The organism is Bacillus cereus group sp. BceL220, assembly GCF_051776965.1.
Taxonomy (GTDB): Bacteria; Bacillota; Bacilli; order Bacillales; family Bacillaceae_G; genus Bacillus_A; species Bacillus_A cereus.
The window spans coordinates 85,439-105,290 of the sequence record NZ_JBPWBC010000006.1; the positions used below are offsets into that span (position 1 = coordinate 85,439).

Here is a 19,852-nt window from a genome sequence, read left to right on the forward strand (position 1 = left end):
GTCACATTTATGATTACTAAATGAGGAGGAACATATATGAAAATATTTGTAGCAGGTGCAACTGGTGTAATAGGACGTTCTTTATTGCCAATGTTAATAAAAAATGGGCATATAGTTTTTGCGATGATCCGTAATACTTCGCAAGTAGAAGCAATGAAAAAGGTTGGTGCTATACCAGTAATAGCTGATGTATTTAATAGAAAGGCTGTATTTTCTGTATTAGAAGAAACAAATCCCGATGTAGTTATTCATCAATTAACGTCATTATCTTTATGGGATTTTGAGGATAATGCAAAAATTAGAACAAAAGGCACTCGTAACCTTGTCGATGCCGCTAAAAATGTAGGGGTACAGAAAATAATCGCTCAAAGTATTTCATGGGCGTATGAACCAGGGGATACATTTGCGACTGAAAAAAACTCACTACATATTACTGCTTCTATGCCTCGGCAAGTCACTGTTAATGGCATATTGAAATTAGAAAAAGCTGTTACTGAGTTACCTGAATCGGTTATACTTCGTTACGGCACATTATACGGACCAGGAACGTGGTATGCGGAAAACGGATTAATAGCAAATCAAGTTCGTAATAATGAAATTATCGCATCAGACGGGATAAGCTCGTTTATACATGTTGAAGATGCTGCAAGAGCTACTATGCTAGCCCTTAATTGGCCTTCAGGAATCGTAAATATTGTAGATAATTATCCAGCAACTAGTAAAGAATGGTTACCAATATATGCAGCAGCGATAGGGGCACATAAGCCTAAAGTTCAAGATGGGAAAAATAGTTGGGAAAGAGGAGCTTCCAATAATAAGGCACGTAAAGAGTATGGATGGACACCTTTATTTCCATCATGGTCTGAAGGATTTAACAACTTAATAGGTAAGTAAAACACACCTTTGATGGGAATGATAGTAAAATACACCATTAAAGGATTGGGTAGTTATGAATATAATTTTGGAAAGTATTATATTAACTTTTACTGGAATAATTGTTTTGAAAATGACAGGTAGTACATCTGTGAGCCAAATGACAAGAGCTGAAATCATTATAGTTGTATCAATTGGCCGTATTATTGTAGAACCTGTATTAAGTAGAAAAGTAGTCCCATCTATATTTGCGGCTATCATATTTGCAAGCATATTACTTATCATTCATTTCTTTGAATTGAAATCAAGGAAGGTGGAACAATTTTTAAATGGAAGTAGCATTATAATTGTTGAAAACGGAGAGATTGTAAAAGAGAATTTGATGCAGGCAAAAATGTCGGAACAACAACTTTATATGCAATTAAGAGAAAAAGGGATTCATGGCGTAAAGAGTTTACAGCAAGTTACAGCGGAACCGAATGGTCGTATTGGTTATCAATTAATAAAAGAAGCACAACCAATAACTTTAGAAATGTTAGAAAAAGTATTAGATCGGTACAATATAAAAAGATAATTTCTCGTGAGAAAAAGCCAATACTATAACGGAAGTATTGGCTTCTTTATTTTTCTACAAACGTAAGGATTAATAAAATAGGGTGGATTTTAAACCAATCATTATAATAGATATAGGCTTATAATTGTGCTATATTCAATGGACTTATAGTGAATGTGGTAAAAAACTAATTTGGCATAGGTAGACGCAGCGTTAAAATTTATAAGTTTTTAATGTGATACTAAAAATGGATTGAAAATAAGGAGATAGATACATAATGGAATTTTGGGAATCAAGTTTTATCGAAAAACAAACGATGTGGGGATTTGAACCTACAGAATCTGCAATTTTGACAAAAGATTTTTTTCTTGAAAAGAACGTTAAGAATATATTAGTTCCGGGTATTGGATATGGAAGAAATGCAAAGGTTTTTATCGATAATGGTATAAATGTAACAGGTATTGAAATTTCGAAAACAGCGATCGATTTAGCAAGAGAAAACGGACTAGAAGATGTTAGTATGTATCACGGTTCAGTAAACGAAATGCCTTTTGATAATAAACTGTATGATGGGATATTTAGTCATGCACTTCTTCATTTGTTGAATGAACAGGAAAGAGAGAAATTTATTGAAGATTGTTATAATCAGTTAAAACCAGGCGGATATATGGTTTTTACAACTGTTTCTAAAAAAGCTCCCATGTACGGAAAAGGAAAACAGTTGGATAAAGATTATTATGAAATAATGGAAGGCGTAAAAATGTTCTTCTATGATTCTGAATCTATAAAACGAGATTTTAATCAATATGGATTAGTACAAGTTTCGGAAATTGATGAACCAAATAAGAACATGGCAAATAAACCTTCAATCAATTTTTTAACGATAAAATATAAGAGAGAACTATAATTAAAAGTTATTAAGAATTATTAAAGATGTTTATATATTGATTATGCACAAATAAAAAGGACAAGCATATAATAGAAGTACCTATTAACTTTAAGTAACCTTAACTTTCTTTAATAGGATATCTCAAAATCCCCAAAAAGAGCACTTGCGGAAACAAGTGCTCTTTTATTTGGGATTTTAAACCATAAATATTGAATAAAATGTTAAACTGAAAAGAGAAATTTTTGTAATTAAAACTGTAGTATATGAATGGAGTGTTATTGAATGCAAACAAGAAAAGCCTATCTATATGTATTTGACACGATGTCTGATTGGGAATACGGACATTTAATTGCTGAACTTAATACAGGGAGATATTTCAAAAAAGATGTAGCGCCTTTTAAAGTAGTAACAGTTGGAATAAATAAAGAAACGATTATTTCAATGGGGGGCTTGAATATAAAGCCGGATATTTCCCTAGATGAATGTATCCTTGAGAATAACGATTTATTAATTTTACCTGGAGGGAATACTTGGAGTGAAGAAATACATAAACCTATTTTGAAAACAGTTGGTGAAGCTTTAAAACTTGGTACAATTGTAGCGGCAATTTGCGGTGCAACTATAGGTCTTGCAAATTACGGTTACTTAAATTCTAGAAAGCATACAAGTAATAGTTTAGATTATATGAAAATGGTTTGTCCTAATTATAATGGAGAAAATTTTTATGAAATGGGACCTGTAGCATCCAGTGAAAATCTTATTACTGCATCGGGTGTAGCCCCGCTAGAATTTGCAATGGAAGTACTGAAAAAATTAGATGTATTTGCGCCGGATACACTTCATTCATGGTATAAATTGAATGAGACTCATGAACCTGAATATTTCTTCCAGTTAATGTATTCAATTAATAGCTGAGTAGTATTTCGAATGAAAATCATGTTTTAGATGATGCGAAAACTAATAACAAAATAATTTTATGAAAATAAAAGGTAAGGGTGTTCCTATGAATATATGAGGAAATATCCTTACCTTTTATAGTGTTATTTCTGAACGACAAACGTAATGGCACTTGTTTTTAATTGAATGTGTCTTTCATTTCGAACAATATCATAAGCTAATTCTTTTATTTCAACTTTTAGTTCTTTCCATTCTTTATAAATGCTTTTTAAAGTACTTATCATTTCTTCGGTTGAAAGATTAATTTCAATTAAAGCTTCTAATTCTTCATTCGTTATTGGATCAATTTCTTGTATGTTAGAGTTAATAATTAAACAATTAATACCGCCGTTTTTTGTACCTCTTTTCATAGAGTGGAGTACATTTTTAAAATCTTCTTCTGATCTGACATGTTCTAAACTTGATACTGCAACGATATAATCATAAGCGTTAGAGTCAATATAATAGTTTTCAATTGCTGCTTCTTCTGTTTTTATAACCTCGAATACATCATGTTCTTTGCTATAAATTTGTAGTTTTGTTAAAGCGGAATTAAGTAAATCAATACATGTAACAGTGCCGCTAGTATTTTTTATTTTTTTTGCAATTGGAATGCTATTTCTCCCAACGCCAGAGCCAAGGTCAAGTACTTGCAAGTTGTTTTGTCCGTCAAAGTGGTTCATCAAGTCCATAACCGTTTTAACTGGTTTGAAAAGCCAAGAGCCAGCTTCAAACAGTTTATATTGTTCATAGCAAAGGTCGTGATATTTCTTTTCTTCTTATCTTATGTAATCGATACGGTTCACATTGTTTCAGCTCCAATATTTTTATTACAAAATGAATAGGTGGGACAGCCTTTAACATTTGTTTGAATTCGAAAAATACCACCAGCATGTGGATACTCTTTTAATTCGTCATCCGTCATTCTTGTTCTGGCTGTTGTAACATATAAATCAGTTAAGTTAGGCCCACCAAATGTACATGATGTTACATATAACGCAGGAATTGGAATACTTAATATTTGTTCTCCAGTAGAGGGATTCCATCTAGTTATTTTTGAACCTCCCCAATGTGCAATCCATAAACAACCTTCTTCGTCAATTGTCATACCATCAGGTAGACCATCATTTTCAGAGAAAATGATTACATCACTTGGATTATGAATTTCTCCAGTACGTATATTATATTGATAGCGAACCACTTTTTTAGTAGGTGTATCTATAAAGTAAAGGTATGTATGATCAGGTGACCAAGCGATTCCGTTTGAAGTATTTACATGTGAAACTTTTTTCTCTACACTCAAATTATTATGTAAACAATATAAGGAACCTGCAGCATTCATACCGTATGTATCTGTAGTACCTGCCCAGAAACGACCAGCTGGATCACATTTTCCATCATTGAAACGATTTTCTATTAAATGTGGTTCAGGGTCAAAAATATGTATCAGTTTTTCTGTATTTACATTAATAGAATAAAAGCCGTTTTCCATAGCTAAGAGTAGTACATCCTCTAAATATGGAACAACACAGCCAATTTGTTGATTGAGAGCGATTACTCGGTTCGTATTGGTAGTAGGATTATATATGCATAATTTTTTCTCCATAATATCAACCCAATATAAAAGTTGCTTTTTTTCATTCCAACATGGTCCTTCAGCTAAACTTGCTTTAACATTTAAAACTAAGTCTATATTACTGAACAAGATGTTCACCTCGCGTTATAAGATATTAATATAATTCGATAAGAATAGAGGTAAACCTTTTAGTCAGAGGATATTATGATTTGTGCTCTAGAAAACTAATCTTCTCAAGTGATTAAAAGGTTTATAAACACGGAGAGGAAAATGCATATGATGTTTTATGAGATTGTTTGCTTTTCTTGTAAGAATATATTTCGTGTTTACGAAGGTAGTGAAAAATATAAGCGATTTAAAGAGAAACCAAAAGGAGCATATTGTTGTGATGAGTGTAGCCACAAAATTCAATTAGAAGCGATAAAGAATTTTTTTAGATAATTTTACGATTTCGATTCGGAAAAGTTTGACAATAAAAGTGTTATAAATTATCATATTAAAAAACTAATATTTAAGGCATAGAAGAGAAGAGTAGTTAAGAAAGAATACGTACAGAGAGCTCTGGTAGCTGAGAAAGAGCGGTATACATCTTAATGAAAAAAGACTTGGAGCTGCGCAAGGAACTAATTTATTTAGGGATGGTGCGACGGGTTCTCCCGTTATAGAGATAGGGTATAAGCATATTTTGCCGTACCTGAAGAGGTTAATATGGTGACATATTAACAAACTGAGGTGGTACCGCGAAGCTAACAACTCTCGTCCTCAAGATGAATAATCTTGGGGGTGGGAGTTTTTTTGTTGCATAAAACTGGAAATGAGAAACAAAAAATAATTGAGGTGAGTAATATATGCATTGGGCGTATGAAGTAGCACATGAATTAATTAGGAAACATCCAAATAAAGAAACGTTTGTTTGTGCATCTGGAATTAGTCCGTCAGGTTCTGTTCATATTGGGAACTTTCGTGAAATCGTAACGACTTATTTCGTAGTAAGAGCACTTCAAGATTTAGGGAAAAAGACTCGTTTTATATTTTCGTGGGATGATTATGATAGGTTTAGAAAAGTTCCAAAAAATATTGATCCATCTTTTGCAAAGTATATTGGTATGCCATACTGTGATATTCCAGATCCGTATGGATGTCATAACTCGTATGCGGAGCATTTTGAAAAAGAGTTTGAAAAATCGCTTCAAGCATTTGGAATTGAAGTAGAATTTATTTATCAACATGATGAATATAGAAGTGGAAGGTATAATGAAAATATTTTAGAGGCTTTGTATAAACGAAAAGAAATATATGATATTTTAATGGATTTTAAAACTGGAGAGTGTAGTGAAAAAGAGCGAGAGAGCTTTTATCCAGCTACATTATATTGTGAGAGGTGCGGAAAAGATACAACAACTATTACACATTTTAATGAAGTATTAAAAATAGTCCGGTATGAATGTGAATGCGGAAATGAAAAAGAGTTATCCGTATTAAATACAAATAAAATGAAATTGAATTGGAAAATCGATTGGCCGATGAGATGGATGATAGAGGATGTTGTATTTGAACCGGGCGGTAGAGATCATTCATCAGAAACGGGTAGTTATAATGTATCAAAAGAAATTGCAAGGAAAATATTCAATTGTGAAGCGCCTCATTACGTTGCTTACGATTTCATTGGTATTAAAGGGAATCATGAAAAAATGTCTAGTTCTTCAGGGAATAGTATTACACCAAGCGATTTATTGAAAGTGTATATACCAGAAGTAATTCTCTTTATGTTTGCAAAATACAAACCAGGCGCTGCTTTTCATATTGGGTTGGATGAAGATGTGATTCGCAATTATACAGAATATGAACGATTGAAAGATAGTTATGAAAATAAAATGCTCAAAAATGAAGATTTATTTGATGCAATTAAACTATCTATAGTTGATAGCGTGTTTAAAGAATATCCGAGATTTAATCAAGTAGCAGGAACGTTACCATTATTAAATTTTGATTCAACTATTTTACAGGGGATATTAAAGAAAATAGATAGGAGTTATGCATTAGATGAAATGAGAGTGATAAGTAATCGCGCAGAGTATTGGATAAGAAACTTTCAATCTGAAAAATTAATCGCGGTAAATCAGGAGAAAAATGCTGAGTTTTACTACACATTAGATGAAAGGCAGAAAGAATGGCTAGTAGAAGTTTGTAAAATACTTCGTTCTATTAAAGATTACTCTAACTTAATGGAGCAATTATATGCGATTTGTTATCATGAAAATAAAAAAATAATGAAAGAAAATCAAAAACAATTATTCACTATTATATATAAGCTCATTATGAATCAATCAAATGGTCCTCGTATACCATTATTAATACATGTAGTAGGCATAGAAAAATTCATCACACTATTAGATTTCTAAAACACAGTTAAAAGCAACGTAAGTACCAAAATTTCTAAGTACTTGCGTTGCAAATTTTACTATCGTGAATACATTTTCGGACATTCATCACCACTTGGTTCATAAAAACAATGGCTTTTAAACTGTCCTACAAATGGCTGATTATACCATTCAGGTGGACAAGCTCCAACTGGACGGAAATACCAAAGAGCCCATCGTGCAGGCCAGCGCCATTGACCTTGTAAAACTTTTCGTGCGATTTCTTTTTCTGATTCACGAGCGCGTTGATAAAAATATCCATATTGTACTGCTTCAAATCCGCCGGGGCTTTGATATACAGCGTCTCGTACGGTACGGAGTTGTTTAAAATCTAAGCAATCACAAAATACACGGTTTACTACAACGCATCCAACTAACTCCTCACCTTGGCGACCTTCGCCTTCAGCTTCAGCACGAATTAATCGAGCTAGTAAATCAACATCACTTTCGTTGTATGGAATAAGGGGCATAGTGATACCACCTTTCTGTTATAGTAAAGAGTGTATGTTATAAAACAATCTGCGTGCTTTTTTACTTAAAAATAACATTTAATTTTAAGAGGAGCTTGTATAAAAAAAGCTAATTAGTAATAGTAGATAAATATAAAAGGGAGAGGTATTATGTATCGAATTCATAAAGACCATATCATTTACTCAATGTCACCAGAAAATAAGCCGTGTATGGAAGTAGAAATTGGGAGCAGTCTTGTATTTGAAACATATGATTGCTTTGAAAATCAAATCGATTCTGAAGATGTTGTGTTTCAAGAATTAGATTGGAACCGAATTAATCCAGCGACTGGACCTGTATATGTTAAAGGAGCAGAACCTGGCGATATATTAGTCGTAACGATTGAAAAAATTGAAATTGCAGAGCAGGGCGTTTTAACTACAGGTGCAAACCTTGGTGTAATGGGTGATGAGTTAAATGAAAATACAGTGAAAATTGTCCCAATACATAATGAATATGTTTTGTTTTCAAGTGAACTACAAATCCCGATTAATCCAATGATTGGGGTAATTGGTACTGCACCGAAAGAAGAGAGCATTTCATGTGGCACACCGCATGATCACGGCGGGAATATGGACTGTAAAGAAATTAAAGAAGGAACAACATTACTACTACCAGTTAATGTCCCAGGAGCACTATTAGCATTAGGTGATTTACACGCAGCAATGGGTGATGGTGAAATTGGTGTTAGTGGTGTAGAGGTTGCTGGTGAGGTAACGGTAACAGTTCAAATTATAAAAGGAAAACAATGGCCATTACCAATGGCTATTCAAAAAGAAAAAATGATGACGATTGCTTCAGAGAAATTGTTAGATGATGCAGCAAATCGTGCTGTACATAATATGGTGACATTTTTACATGAAGAATTAGCAATGTCTAAAGCTGATGCAACGCTTTTATTATCGGCAGCAGGTAATTTAAAAGTTTGCCAAGTTGTGGATCCGCTGAAAACAGCGCGTATGGAACTAGGAATGGATTATGTGGAGAAACTAGGATTTATTTTTAGTAAATTTCATATTAAATAGATAAGGGACGAAAAAGGATACTTTTGTATAAAAGCATCCTTTTTTAATTTACGGATTTTGTGAAAAGAGGTAGTATTTATTCTATATAAGTATATTTGAGATTGCGGATTAAAAAGGAGTTCAATAATGGTCAAAATTATGATTGTAGAAGACGATATGAAAATTGCAGAACTATTATCGACACATGTTGCGAAATATGGTTATCAAGGAGTTATTGTATCGGACTTTCAAAATGTATTAAACATTTTTTTAGAAGAACAACCAGAGTTAGTTTTATTAGATATTAATTTACCGAGTTTTGATGGGTACTTTTGGTGTCGTCAAATTCGCGGAGTTTCAACATGTCCGATACTATTCATTTCGGCCCGTGAAGGCACGATGGATCAAGTTATGGCGTTAGAAAACGGTGGCGATGATTTTATTCCGAAGCCTTTTCATTATGAAGTTGTAGTGGCGAAAATTCGTAGTCATTTAAGACGTGCATATGGAGATTATGCACCGAAACTAGAAGAGCGAATGATTGAGCAACATGGCCTTTGTTTATATCCTGAAAGACTTGTATTGAAACTTAGAAATGACGAGATTGATATAACGAGAAACGAAGCTATTTTATTAGAGACATTAATGAAAAATTATCCGCGTGTTGTGAGTAGAGAAGTGTTACTTAATAAATTATGGGATAGTGAATCTTATGTTGATGATAATACATTAAGTGTAAATACAACACGTGTGCGTAAAAAGTTACAAATGTTGCATATAGAAGGTGCGATTGAAACAATTCGTAGTGTTGGATATAGATTTCATATTACTTGGGATAATGGTATAGAAAAATGATAAGGTTGTTTATACGTGATCATATACCACTTATTTGCTTTACCATAATTCAACTACTAGCTATATTTCTCGTATATTGGTTTGATGGGCATAATCATATTACAACGGCGTTATATGCAATGTTTCTAGGTGTTTTCTTTATGGGAAGTTATTTAATGTTTCGTTATTTTACACATCGTTCTTTTTATGAGCGCTTAGCAAACCCCATGCAATCTTTGGATGAATCTGTTCAAAAATCTGATTTTGCAGCTGTATCGGCTGCTCTTCAAGAATTACTTGAGGTGCAATATAGACATTATCAAAATCAGCTGCAAATGCAAGAGAGAAAAAATAATGACCATTTAACCTTTATGAATCAGTGGATCCATCAAATGAAAACACCTTTATCTGTAATAGAATTAATTACACAGGATGAAGTAGATTCACGTTTTGAAAGTATAAATGAGGAAACTGATCGATTAAAAAAGGGATTAGAAATGGCTCTGTATGTCGCACGTTTAGAAGCGTTTACACAAGACTTTTATGTAGAAAGAGTACAACTACATAAAATAGTGAATGATTCGGTACATGAACATAAACGATTCTTTATCCGGAATTTTGTATATCCAGAGCTTGAAATTGATAAGGATATTACTGTAGAAAGTGATGTGAAATGGTTACAATTTTTAATCGGACAAATACTATCGAATGCGATTAAATATTCATCTGGTAGTAGAGAGAAGATTAAAGTGAAAGCTTGTAAGGAAGGTAATAATGTTATACTTGAAATTGCTGATAATGGTGTAGGAATACCGAAGCAAGATTTACCAAGAGTGTTTAAACCTTTCTTTACAGGAGAAAATGGTAGAGATTTTAAAGAATCAACTGGAATGGGGCTATATCTCGTATATGAAATTACGAAGCAATTAGGACATAGTGTAGAAATCCATTCAGAAGTTGGTAAAGGTACCGTTGTACGTATTAAATTTTAAATGTGTAAAAATGACTCAGGCTAAAGAACTTTTGAAATAAGTTTTTTAGCCTTACTTTATATGGATTAAATAAAATGATATAAAAGACTGGTATGATTCTAATAAAAGGTCGTGTAAGTATGTGTAATGACACAATAATAAATAAGGCTGTTAAATGAGAGGTTTTTAATAATTTATTAATATTTAAATAGTTTTTTGTAAGAAAAAAGCTCGCCCTTTGAAAGAGCTAGCTTCATGAATTTTAATTAAGTAAACAAACTTAATAATTTATATCCAATTAATCCTAAAATAGTGATAGGAACCATCATTAAGAAAGAAGAAATTCGATTAGCATTAGAGCGTTCTAATACAAGAATCAAGATAATCCCGACTATGACTTCGGTATATCCAACAGGTAACATGTGACTATAGTGTTCAAAATTTAAAAGAATGTGAAGTCCATCCGTTACAAAAACTCCACTTAAAAGTGCGCTTCCGAATTTATGAAGTGGATTTGTAGTATCTTTCCATAGAAAACCTGCAATTCCAAAGATAGTTCCTCCTATACATGCACATACAATCCATACAGATATAAAATAAATAGAGTGAGCTACATTTTTAATAACTATTGCATAACCATAGTAGCCTAATACCATACCGAGTAGTGCAAGGATACCAGAAAGTATAGCTGAACGCTTAGAATAACTAAAGCTAGCCACAAAAAAGGATGGAACTAACCAAACGCTTCCTAGATTAGCTAATGAATTCCAATGTCCAGGAAGTATACTTTGTCCAAATTTAGTTAGTATACCAACAATTATCCCTACTATAATCGGGATGAGAAAAATCCTTAAAAACATATTTAACTTTGTGATTTTTAATGTCCTGTCCATAAATTCAATCCTTACATTATTATTTTCTGTAAAGATATAATAGCTTATTACAAGGTAATAATCAATAAAAATTTATCGAAAAACAATAAGTGGTTATTGGGTAATGAATAACATTTTGTTTTTATATAAAATTTATCCCGCTTTAATGGGCAGTAAGCCCCCCAGCTCAAAATTCAGCGAAAGCAAAGAAATTAGGTGGGGGATCAACTGCCCATAAAAGTCCGATTGGTTCAACTAATAATCAGTGGGGGATGAAGAAAACCCCCACTGATTAAAGTTTCACTTTATATAAGAGAGAGTGCTTAGAAGTTTACTACTGGGGAAATCTAAAGGACGTATTACATTGTGCTTGTTCAATATGGAGCTAAGAAATGATAAATAAGCCTAAAAGAAAGCAATCTTTTTAACAGCACAAATAATTGCATTTACTCATACAGTACTAGTATGGTACAATATGGTTATTAATGACGGAAAGGAATGATGGGTGGACGATGATTAACTAATCTTATTTTTAAATGTTGAAATTCAATAAATTTCAATTTCTAAAAAATAGGATTAGTCTGCCCAATTCCAAACAACGGTATTGCTATTTGATTTGCGTAATAGCTTATTTGGGTATAAATAATGTAACGACTAATCCTGCCAAAATTACTTTGGGAGGATTTTTTTGTTCTCCCTTAATGAAAGGGATCGGTAATATGAAAGAAATTTTAAAATTAAATGATGTTTATGTTGAAATAAAGGAAAATACTTTGTTAGAAAAAATGAATGTAGCAGTGAAACAAGGGGATGTTATCGGATTAATTGGTAAAAATGGTGCTGGTAAATCAACGTTACTTCAATTAATAAATGGAAAGATTGAGCCTTCAAAAGGGATTGTTGAATGGCAGCAAATAAATATGACAACCGCATATGTTGAGCAAGAAATAGAATCTTTTATTAGTAATGATGTGATTTCGCAAGAAGCAGAACTTCTTGCGAAATGGGGCGTGCCAACGAACGATTTTCATACTTTAAGTGGTGGTGAAAAGCTGAAAATTCGATTAGCAAAAGGATTTGCCGAAAATCCTAATGTCTTAATATTAGACGAACCGACAAATCATTTAGATGAGATCAGTACGGGATTTCTCATTAAACAAATAAAAAATATGAAAGGTACTGTTATCGTTGTATCGCATGACCGATATTTTTTAGATGTTGTCGCAACTAAAATATGGTCAATTGAGGACAAAAATTTAATTGAGCATAGTGGTAATTATACGAGCTACATGAAAGTACGTGAGCAAAGAAGGAAGTCGCAGCAGCGTGAATATGAAAAGCAGCAAAAAAAGATAGAACAAGTAGAAACACATATAAAAGAATTGAGTTCATGGTCACAAAAGGCACACGCGCAGTCTACAAAACAAGAAGGAGTGAAAGAATTCTATCGTGTAAAAGCGAAGCGAATGGATGCACAAGTGAAGTCAAAACGAAAACGACTCGAAAAAGAGCTGGAGAAAACGAAAGTAGAACGTGTGAAAGAAGAATATTCAGTTGAGTTTTCTATTCAAGCGAACAAAAAAATAGGAAAACGCTTTTTAGAAGTGAAGCAATTAAAAAAAGACTTTCATGGGAAAGTATTATTTGAAAACGTTAATTTTACAATTCAGCACGGTGAGAAAGTTGCGATTGTTGGACCAAACGGTAGTGGGAAAACAACATTACTGAAGATGATTATGGGAAACGAAACTGCAGAAGGAGAAATATGGATTTCACCTTCTGCAAACATCGGCTATTTAACACAAGAAGTTTTTGATTTACCGCTTGATAAAACACCGGAAAATTTATTTTTTAAAGAGACGTTTGAAGAAAGGGGAAAAGTCCAAAATTTAATGAAACATTTAGGATTCCAAGCGTCTCAATGGAAAGAGCCGATTGAGCATATGAGTATGGGAGAAAGAGTAAAATGTAAGCTAATGGCTTATATTTTAGATGAAAAAGATGTACTCATTTTAGACGAACCGACGAATCACTTGGATCTACCTTCACGTGAACAACTTGAAAATACATTAGCTGAGTATAACGGAACATTAGTAATTGTATCTCACGATCGATATTTTCTGGAGAAAACCACTAACATAAAACTCGTGTTTTCAAACAATACGATACAAAAGCAGCTAGAAGAACCTACTAAAACAAGAGATGAGATTGAAGAGCTACGTTTAACGTTAGAAACAGAGAGACAAGAAGTATTAGGTAAATTAAGCTTTTTAACTTCTAACGACAAAGAATATAAAGAACTTGATGAACGATTTATAGAACTTACGAAGCAGATAAAGGCGCTATAACGTAAGTAAGGGGGATTAACATGGGAGAAGAGAGTTCAACTAAGTTATTTAGAATAGATTGTGGAGATATATACTTGCAAGAGTTTATGGTCAAAGATGCAGAGAGTATTTATAAAATAGCAAATCAACCGGAAATAGAAAAGTTTTTACCAGACTGGAAATCAACAAAAGAACAAAGGATGGATTGGATTGCAAATTACGAAATACCAGCAAACAAAGCATTTCTTGAGACAGTGAAAACTACGAACAACATAGATAATCATATGTTAAAGCTAGGAATATTTAAGGAAGCTACAAATGAATGCATTGGATGGTGCTGCACAGGCATGAAAGAAGAACTCCCTTCACCAAACAGAGAGATAATGTATGCTATCTCAAATGAACATCAAAATCATGGCTATGCTACAAAAGCGACTAAAGGTTTAATTGACTATTTGTTTAAAGAAACAAATTTAATTGTCCTCAACGCAATTGCTTTAATTAACAATGCACCATCAAATAAAGTTATTAAAAAATGCGGGTTTACTTATTTGAGTGAACAGAAGATAGAAAATCAACTATATAATCATTATGTATTGAGTAAATCTGAATGGATAAAAAATATTTCTCTGTAAAAGGAATTAAAACGAGATCATTAAAAGCTTAGAGCTAAAACTCTAAGCTTTTTTATATTCATTTTATCCCGCTATTTGTCGGGCAGTAAGCCCCCGAATAGTGATGGCTGATAATCAGTGGGTGATGAACAAAACCCCCACTGATTAATGTTTCACTTTATACCTGCTAACATATGAAAGGTACGATTTCTTGATGGAATTGCTTTTCAACAAAATAGGAAGATCAAGCTGTACGTGGGATATCGAGTTGAAAATCATTTATGAAAAGGGGATTGGAATATTTTGTCGAATTTATGTATCAATGATAATACAAATTTCTTACTCAAATCATTCTACAAATCAATTACTTAAAAAATGGAAGGGAAAAGAAAAGTGGGCGGTATAAAGAAGCATTTAGTCTTAGTCAACAAAAATTGCTGGTAAGTCTATTAAAGAGTTACATATAAAACTTACGGTTGGTACTAGTAGATTAAATCTTTAAGTCAGGAATTAGTTTAAATGAGGGAGGGGAACACATATTATAATTTGGTTTCGTCACTTACCACAAATAAGTATGGTTTATTCAGAATGGACTCCTTTTATACAGAATAATTGGTACCGAAAACATTATATGAAGTTTGTATATATACTCCAGATAATTATTTTTCTAATACCTTATTTCTTTGAAACAGGTTTCACTCATATTAATATATTTTATCTTATCATAATAGGTATCTTAGTCTTCATCATTCACGAATGTATACACATTTTAGTAATAAGTAAAAAAGGGGATATTAGCTTAACATTTAGTAAAAGATTTTTTGGGCTAAATACAAATGCAGTCTTATCCAAAAAGAGATTTTGGGTCTTTATGAGCTTGCCTATTATTGTATTATCAGTAGTTCCTGCTATGATGTCGTTCTTTGTATCAGGAAATATTAAATCAATTTTATTATTTATATGTTGGATAAACACATTCATTTCCGCCTCAGATATTTACAATTCGTTTTTGATTGCAATGAAACCGAAGCGCTCATTTTTTTGCAGAGGTTATTATAAAGTGAAATAGTATTTAATGGGTAACTCAAATATGCTTCAACTACATACAACAGTTAAAATATAATATTTGAAAGTAAAAAGACCGATAAAAAATCGGTCTTTTTATATTAATAAAATAAAGATTAGAAAATAGCATTGTAATTCAAACCAATATGCAAATATTATAAGGTAGATATGCTTTGTTTATAGATTGAAAATAGATTTGTTATCAGTTTTTTTAGAAATCTTACAAGCGTGTAAGATAAATGAAAGATGAATCAATATGAGCTGTAAGACAATTCATTTACACTCTATAGTGAGCAGTGGAAATGAAGGGAGAATATAAATGGAAATTTTGCAGGCAAATAGTATTAGTAAAGTATATAAAGGGAAAGTACCTTATAAAGCATTAGTAGATATTGATTTATCAATTCAAGAAGGTGAATTTGTAGGAATTATGGGCCCGTCAGGTAGTGGAAAAACAACGTTATTAAATATGGTATCTACTATTGATTCTCCATCATCGGGAGAAATTTTAATAAATGGTACAAATCCTTTTCAATTATCATCAGAAGAATTAGCGTTATTCCGCAGGAAACAATTAGGATTTGTATTTCAATCATTTAATCTTCTTAGCACACTTACTGTAAAAGAAAACATCGTATTGCCGATGACTTTAGATGGTGTTTCCGTGCAAGAAATGAACAAGCGATTGGAAGAGATTGCAGAAAAGTTAAGTATTACAGATATCTTGAATAAAAGAACGTTTGAAATATCAGGGGGACAAGCTCAAAGAACAGCAATCGCTCGTGCGATCGTTCATAAGCCGCAATTATTACTTGCAGATGAACCAACAGGGAACTTGGACTCTAAATCTTCAAATGATGTAATGGAGATGCTTGATACTCTAAATAAAGAAGAAAAAGCAACGATGATGTTAGTTACACATGATCCGTATGCAGCGAGCTTTTGCAGTAGAGTAGTATTTATTAAAGATGGTCAACTTTATAACGAAATTTATTGTGGTGAAAGCAGACAAGCCTTTTATCAAAAGATTATGGATGTTCTTTCTTTGTTAGGAGGGAAAAGGCATGACTTTTCGTCAGTTCGCATTTAATAATATTTTTCGTAATAAGCGTACATATGCTGCCCATTTTTTAAGTAGTACATTTTCTATTATGGTTTTCTTTACATATGCTCTTTTATTATTTCATCCTGATTTACAAGGGGAATTAAAATCAACAAGTGCAACAATGAGTGCATATGGTACGATGGGATTTACAATTTCGCAAGGTTTGATTTTTGTATTTTCATTTTTCTTTATTCTATATTCAGTTAGTTCATTTTTAAAAACTCGTAAGAAAGAATTTGGCATATTAATGATGCAAGGTATGTCAATGAGACAGTTTAAGAAATTATTATTAATTGAAAATATGTTGATTGGACTTGGTTCAATTTGTATAGGGATTTTCATTGGACTCATATTTTCTAAACTAGTTTTATTGATAAGCGCAAGTGTATTAATGATTAATAATGGTTTGCCTTTTTATATACCAGTCCGAGCTGTATTATTAACAGTTATTACATTTCTTTTCTTGTTTTTAATTGTTTCATTATTTACATTTAAAATGATAAAAGTAACGGAACTTGTGGAACTTATTCGAGCAGAGGAAAAGCCAAAACCTGAACCGAAATCTTCAATTTTATTATCACTGCTTTCTTTAATTAGTATAGGATATGGATATTTCTCAGTATTTCGCTTTATTTCAAGTTCCAGCTTTACTACACTCGGAATGGGTGTCTTACTAGTAATTATAGGAACGTACTTTTTATATACACAGTGTAGCGTTTATATATTACATCTTGCTAAAAGGAGAGAATCTTTCTTTTTAAAAAGAACAAATATATTAACGTTTTCTGAATTAATTTACCGTATGAAAGATAATGCAACGATGTTTTTTATTGTATCTATTATTTCAGCAGTTGCATTTACAGCTATTGGTACAACAGCTGCTATTGGTAATAGAAATTTAGTGTGGATGACAAACCCATATACATTTCTGTATGAAAGCTCTGAAAATAACAAATTGGTAGATAAACATCTCTCTATTATAAAAAAACATCTCTTGGATGCAAATATTCCGTATCGAATGGCTTCATCTTCAAGTAAATTTACAGAAAGTAACGTAAATGTATTGAAATTAAGTGAATATAATGAACTTACGAGAGCACTCGGGTACCAACATGAAACGATTGAAAAAGAAGATGAAATTTTACTAATCCCTGGGAGGGTGTCACAAAAGCAAGAATTTAAAAATGGTGACTATAAAAAAAATATTGAAGTCATTCAAGGAGATTGGACAAAGACATTTCGTGTGAAGAAAACTGTAGAGAATTTAGTTTTACCACATGATTCTAGTAGTATTTATATTGCTGTTCAAGATCATGTGTATGATGAAATTCCTCTGACGAGTAATCCAGAGGATGAAGATATTCAACATCGTACTTACGGATTTGTTGTAGATGATTGGATAAGAACGAAAGAGATTTCAAATCAATTAAAAAGTATATTCGATAAAGATCTTAGGGACAGTGATTTCTACTTTGAAGCTTTAACATTAAACTTGTTGGAGGCAAAGCAAAAGAATGGTTTATTACTTATGGCAAGTGTTTTAGTCGGAATCGTTTTCTTTACATTTGCTGCTAGTTTTATTTATTTCCGATTATACACTGATTTGGACCGTGATCAACAACAATATAAAATGATTTCGAAAATGGGATTAAGTAAACAAGAGTTAAAAAAAGTTGTAACGAGACAGTTATTATTAATGTTCTTCTTACCGATTGCTGTTGCGGTGATTCATACTGTAGTAGCGTATACGGCACTGCAACAATTAGTTAGTTTTTCTATTTTAAATAGCTCGATTTTTATTTTAATTTCATTTATATGTATACAAGTTTTATATTTCTTTATTACTCGTTGGCGTTACCTACAAAAGCTTTATAAGACTATGGAGCAATAAAGGATATCAACTAATAAAATTACAGAAAAGCATGTAAAAAATGATATGAATTATGAAAGGAACCGTGATGAAAAGAACTTTAACTATTTTTATGTTAACTATAATACTTTTAATAAGCTTTAGTTCATGCTCTAAAAAGGATAACTCATTTCCTGCAAACGGTGTATTAATTATTGGAGATGAAAATAATATTTCACCAATTATTAATCGTTATCAGGAAATTACGAAAGAAAATGAAGTGTTTTCTGTGAAAAAAGGTGAAGTTGGAAATGGACATGTATTAATTTTAAATGAATCTACAGCACTAGCACTGATTAAAGAAAAAATTTTTCATAAACGAGGTAATGGCTCCAATTATATTTTAGATACGTTACCAAAATTCCCAAAAGAAGGATCACTATTGTTTACAAATGAAGACGAAAAGACTATGAAAAGTATTAAAATAGAAGGAAATGAGATTCCTGTTACATACGATAGTGACACTTGGATAGGAAACACTCGTAAATATCCAACGCAATCGTATGTGATTGTAGCAAAAAATAGCGTATATAAGGAAATAAAAGCAAATGAAACGAAAATGCACCTTCTTCAATTAAAGAAATCTCTAGGTGATGAAAGACCTAAAATGTCGACAGATAATACAATGGTTAATGAAAATGTCAAAGTAAAAAAGCTAATTAAAGGTTTGGAAGGAGAAGTATCTTTTCAATTTGTAACGATTGGCGAAAAACCTTAAAAAAGAGTTCGGAGTTGATAAAAATTTCATCAGCTTCGAACTCTTTTTAGTTTATAGACAAATCAATTATTATGCTTTACATTACTTCATTTAATCGAGTCTCGTTTGTTTCCTCAATCCCATTTGAATTTTGAACTGAATTATTTTGGGCTTCTTTTTCTTTACGAGCCTTTTGTAGCATTTCAAGGATGATCCATAAAGGAACGCCTTTATCCTTTAACATCTTCCATAAATCTAATTCATTAAATTTATGCTCAGGCTGTTTCATTTCTTTTTCAGATGAACGAATATCAAACTTGATAGGATCATTTACTTTCTTACTTTCAAGTTTAGTAGAAGAGATAGTATTATGCTCAAGAGTAGATGGAGTTATTTTAGTAGGTTGAGATAATGTATGAATATTTGATCCGATTTGCATGATTTTTCCTCCTTTTCAAGCAATGAGATTAGTTTTCTTATGGTTTTTAAATCTTTTTAACATGAGGAAACTATATCTAATTATAAATCTAAATAAATAGATTTACAAGTTATATTGTAAAAAGTAAATATTTACTTGAATTAATATTTATCAACATTTGTATATGTTTTCTATATATACAACGTATATAAAATACTTTACATTATGTTTAAGTTGTTAAATTATTCTGTTAATTTTTCGAAAAGAAAAATGTAAACG

General features: G+C 31.9%; 19 protein-coding genes, 1 pseudogene and 1 other annotated feature. Of the genes and pseudogenes, 15 read left to right on the forward strand and 5 right to left on the reverse strand.

Annotated features, from left to right (window positions below):
- The first annotated feature begins 36 nt into the window (after nt 1–36).
- The 4 genes from ACS2FK_RS17120 to ACS2FK_RS17135 all read left to right on the forward strand — a co-directional run bounded on the left by ACS2FK_RS17120 (nt 37) and on the right by ACS2FK_RS17135 (nt 3,230).
- Complete coding sequence (locus ACS2FK_RS17120) at nt 37–894, forward strand: NAD-dependent epimerase/dehydratase family protein (protein WP_063547361.1); 858 nt, start codon at nt 37–39, stop codon at nt 892–894.
- Between the two features lie 55 nt (nt 895–949).
- A complete protein-coding gene (locus ACS2FK_RS17125) occupies nt 950–1,447 on the forward strand; it encodes a DUF421 domain-containing protein (protein WP_063547362.1) in 498 nt (165 codons plus the stop codon).
- A gap of 256 nt (nt 1,448–1,703) precedes the next feature.
- A complete protein-coding gene (locus ACS2FK_RS17130) occupies nt 1,704–2,333 on the forward strand; it encodes a class I SAM-dependent methyltransferase (protein WP_063547363.1) in 630 nt (209 codons plus the stop codon).
- A 264-nt stretch (nt 2,334–2,597) separates the two neighbouring features.
- On the forward strand, nt 2,598–3,230 hold the full coding sequence (locus tag ACS2FK_RS17135; protein ID WP_001194776.1) for a type 1 glutamine amidotransferase family protein: 633 nt from the start codon (nt 2,598–2,600) through the stop codon (nt 3,228–3,230).
- A gap of 125 nt (nt 3,231–3,355) precedes the next feature.
- Here the strand turns inward: ACS2FK_RS17135 and ACS2FK_RS17140 are convergent.
- Nucleotides 3,356–4,057 (reverse strand): annotated as a pseudogene (locus ACS2FK_RS17140) (class I SAM-dependent methyltransferase).
- Nucleotides 4,054–4,956: an SMP-30/gluconolactonase/LRE family protein gene (locus ACS2FK_RS17145; RefSeq protein WP_023522037.1), complete on the reverse strand. Its 903-nt coding sequence runs from the start codon at nt 4,954–4,956 to the stop codon at nt 4,054–4,056. The pseudogene ACS2FK_RS17140 and the gene ACS2FK_RS17145 overlap by 4 nt, the downstream one beginning before the upstream one ends.
- 141 nt (nt 4,957–5,097) lie before the next feature.
- On the opposite strand from ACS2FK_RS17145, the gene ACS2FK_RS17150 reads away from it, so the two are divergent.
- Complete coding sequence (locus tag ACS2FK_RS17150) at nt 5,098–5,268, forward strand: DUF2197 domain-containing protein (RefSeq protein WP_000551042.1); 171 nt, start codon at nt 5,098–5,100, stop codon at nt 5,266–5,268.
- A 69-nt stretch (nt 5,269–5,337) separates the two neighbouring features.
- Nucleotides 5,338–5,594 (forward strand) — a binding site (T-box leader).
- 81 nt (nt 5,595–5,675) lie between these two features.
- Nucleotides 5,676–7,229 carry a lysine--tRNA ligase gene (gene lysS / locus ACS2FK_RS17155; RefSeq protein WP_063547365.1) on the forward strand — a complete coding sequence of 518 codons (1,554 nt, stop codon included), beginning with the start codon at nt 5,676–5,678 and terminating at the stop codon, nt 7,227–7,229.
- Nucleotides 7,230–7,288: 59 nt separating this feature from the next.
- On the opposite strand, the gene ACS2FK_RS17160 is transcribed toward lysS, so the two are convergent.
- Complete coding sequence (locus tag ACS2FK_RS17160) at nt 7,289–7,717, reverse strand: cell wall hydrolase (protein WP_001128402.1); 429 nt, start codon at nt 7,715–7,717, stop codon at nt 7,289–7,291.
- A 150-nt stretch (nt 7,718–7,867) separates the two neighbouring features.
- On the opposite strand from ACS2FK_RS17160, the gene ACS2FK_RS17165 reads away from it, so the two are divergent.
- The 3 genes from ACS2FK_RS17165 (at nt 7,868) to ACS2FK_RS17175 (ending at nt 10,587) form a co-directional block, all read left to right on the forward strand.
- Nucleotides 7,868–8,782: an acetamidase/formamidase family protein gene (locus ACS2FK_RS17165; RefSeq protein ID WP_063547366.1), complete on the forward strand. Its 915-nt coding sequence runs from the start codon at nt 7,868–7,870 to the stop codon at nt 8,780–8,782.
- A 126-nt stretch (nt 8,783–8,908) separates the two neighbouring features.
- The gene (locus tag ACS2FK_RS17170; RefSeq protein WP_000238993.1) at nt 8,909–9,616 is read left to right on the forward strand and encodes a response regulator transcription factor; all 708 of its coding nucleotides are present in this window, start codon (nt 8,909–8,911) and stop codon (nt 9,614–9,616) included.
- Complete coding sequence (locus ACS2FK_RS17175; RefSeq protein WP_063547367.1) at nt 9,613–10,587, forward strand: sensor histidine kinase; 975 nt, start codon at nt 9,613–9,615, stop codon at nt 10,585–10,587. The genes ACS2FK_RS17170 and ACS2FK_RS17175 overlap by 4 nt, the downstream gene beginning before the upstream one ends.
- 245 nt (nt 10,588–10,832) lie before the next feature.
- Here the strand turns inward: ACS2FK_RS17175 and ACS2FK_RS17180 are convergent, their stop codons facing one another.
- Entirely contained in the window at nt 10,833–11,459 is a 627-nt protein-coding gene (locus ACS2FK_RS17180; protein ID WP_063547368.1) for a DUF6518 family protein, read from the reverse strand.
- A 698-nt stretch (nt 11,460–12,157) separates the two neighbouring features.
- Between ACS2FK_RS17180 and abc-f the strand changes: the two genes are divergently transcribed.
- The 6 genes from abc-f (at nt 12,158) to ACS2FK_RS17210 (ending at nt 19,176) form a co-directional block, all read left to right on the forward strand.
- Nucleotides 12,158–13,786 carry a ribosomal protection-like ABC-F family protein gene (gene abc-f / locus ACS2FK_RS17185; protein ID WP_063549316.1) on the forward strand — a complete coding sequence of 543 codons (1,629 nt, stop codon included), beginning with the start codon at nt 12,158–12,160 and terminating at the stop codon, nt 13,784–13,786.
- Between the two features lie 20 nt (nt 13,787–13,806).
- Entirely contained in the window at nt 13,807–14,400 is a 594-nt protein-coding gene (locus ACS2FK_RS17190) for a GNAT family N-acetyltransferase (protein ID WP_063547369.1), read from the forward strand.
- A 553-nt stretch (nt 14,401–14,953) separates the two neighbouring features.
- Nucleotides 14,954–15,448 (forward strand): DUF3267 domain-containing protein, encoded by a 495-nt coding sequence (locus tag ACS2FK_RS17195; protein WP_080469805.1) that lies wholly within the window; start codon nt 14,954–14,956, stop codon nt 15,446–15,448.
- Nucleotides 15,449–15,763: 315 nt separating this feature from the next.
- Nucleotides 15,764–16,534: an ABC transporter ATP-binding protein gene (locus tag ACS2FK_RS17200; RefSeq protein ID WP_063547371.1), complete on the forward strand. Its 771-nt coding sequence runs from the start codon at nt 15,764–15,766 to the stop codon at nt 16,532–16,534.
- Entirely contained in the window at nt 16,509–18,440 is a 1,932-nt protein-coding gene (locus tag ACS2FK_RS17205; protein WP_000144179.1) for an ABC transporter permease, read from the forward strand. The genes ACS2FK_RS17200 and ACS2FK_RS17205 overlap by 26 nt, the downstream gene beginning before the upstream one ends.
- A 67-nt stretch (nt 18,441–18,507) precedes the next feature.
- On the forward strand, nt 18,508–19,176 hold the full coding sequence (locus tag ACS2FK_RS17210; protein ID WP_063547372.1) for a lipoprotein BA_5634 family protein: 669 nt from the start codon (nt 18,508–18,510) through the stop codon (nt 19,174–19,176).
- A 76-nt stretch (nt 19,177–19,252) separates the two neighbouring features.
- Here ACS2FK_RS17210 and ACS2FK_RS17215 read toward each other — a convergent pair whose 3' ends face one another.
- Complete coding sequence (locus tag ACS2FK_RS17215; RefSeq protein WP_048657145.1) at nt 19,253–19,594, reverse strand: DUF3914 domain-containing protein; 342 nt, start codon at nt 19,592–19,594, stop codon at nt 19,253–19,255.
- Nucleotides 19,595–19,852 lie beyond the last annotated feature (258 nt).